The sequence below is a fragment of the Actinoallomurus acaciae genome (assembly GCF_042429965.1).
In the GTDB taxonomy this organism is placed as follows: domain Bacteria; phylum Actinomycetota; class Actinomycetes; order Streptosporangiales; family Streptosporangiaceae; genus Actinoallomurus; species Actinoallomurus acaciae.
Genome location: NZ_JBHLZP010001106.1, coordinates 1 through 1,078, shown reverse-complemented (window position 1 = coordinate 1,078; position 1,078 = coordinate 1). Strand labels below are relative to the sequence as shown.

Genomic DNA, 1,078 nt, shown 5'->3' with positions numbered 1-1,078 from the left:
CCCTGGTCGACCGCGGCCGCGCGTTGGCGGCCGAGGCCGAGCACGCCGAGCCGGTGGTCCTGGCGGCGCTGGCCGACCCCGCGTTCGGACGCCGCCCCTTCGAGCACGCGCTGACGCTACTGGAGTACGCGGAACGGCTGCGACGCCGACGCCGACGCCGCATCGGCGAGGCACGGCCGTTCCTGACCACGACGCAGGAGACCTTCCTCCGGCTGGGCGCACGACCGTGGACGGAACGCGCATCCAGCGGTGTCGCCCCTGCCAACCTCCATGGTCGGTACACCTAGCGCGTTCGGCCGCGTCGGTGTAGCCAGAAGGGCAGGTAGGCGATCAGGACGACGGTCAGTGCCGAGCCGAACACCAGGTTCCCGGTCCTGCTTCCGCCCCACGGGGAGGACTTCAGCTGCGCTCCCACCGCCGCCGTCGTGGGATGCGCCGGGTCGTAGACGACCGTGGTCTCGGTGATGCCGTCCCTGATGTACCGGTGGCCGTCGATCGCCGGGTCGGCGGTCGTGACGCTGCCGCCCGCACGGGTCGTGAAGACCAGCCTCACGTGGTGGGACACGGAGGTGCCGCCGCGGCCTCCCTTCGAGAAGGTCGCTTGGTCGTGGACCTCGCCGGTCACCGCGACTCCGTGGTGCCGCAGCCGGTCGAGGAGGTGCGCGTCGCGGACACCACCGATGATCGTGGTCGTCAGCACGACCGGTCCGAAGACGGCGAGAGCCGGCACGGCGAGGCCGGAGAGCACGCTCCAGTCCCGTCGGCCTCGCCCGGGCGGCGCGGGCCGCTTGGGCGGCGCGGGTGGCACCGGGCGCCCGAGGGAACGGAACAGCAGGCGCGCGACCCGTTTCAGGGCCGCGGTCGCCCACTCCACTCCCTTGATGCTCACGCCCAGGCCCGCGATGAGCCCGGTGAAGAGGGCCACGACGCCGGCGAGGTAGCGCACCGCGCCGAACGAGCGCGGCAGCATCTGGGCCAGGAGCAGGCCCGCCATCCCGCCGTACACGCAGGCCGCCAGCACGACGACGGCCGCCACCGCCGCGGCCAGGCCCGTCCCGCGAGGCCGGGTCCGCAGCCG

Annotated in this window: 2 protein-coding genes; one reads left to right on the top strand and one right to left on the bottom strand. The window is 73.9% G+C overall.

Annotated features, from left to right (window positions below):
* Positions 1–287: hypothetical protein (locus tag ACFFNX_RS50890; protein WP_378213701.1), on the top strand; the 287-nt coding region annotated here is incomplete at its 5' end.
* Here ACFFNX_RS50890 and ACFFNX_RS50885 read toward each other — a convergent pair.
* A partial coding sequence (locus ACFFNX_RS50885) for a DUF3592 domain-containing protein (RefSeq protein ID WP_378213699.1) occupies positions 284–1,078 on the bottom strand: 795 nt, incomplete at its 5' end. The two genes, ACFFNX_RS50890 and ACFFNX_RS50885, sit on opposite strands and share 4 nt — an antisense overlap.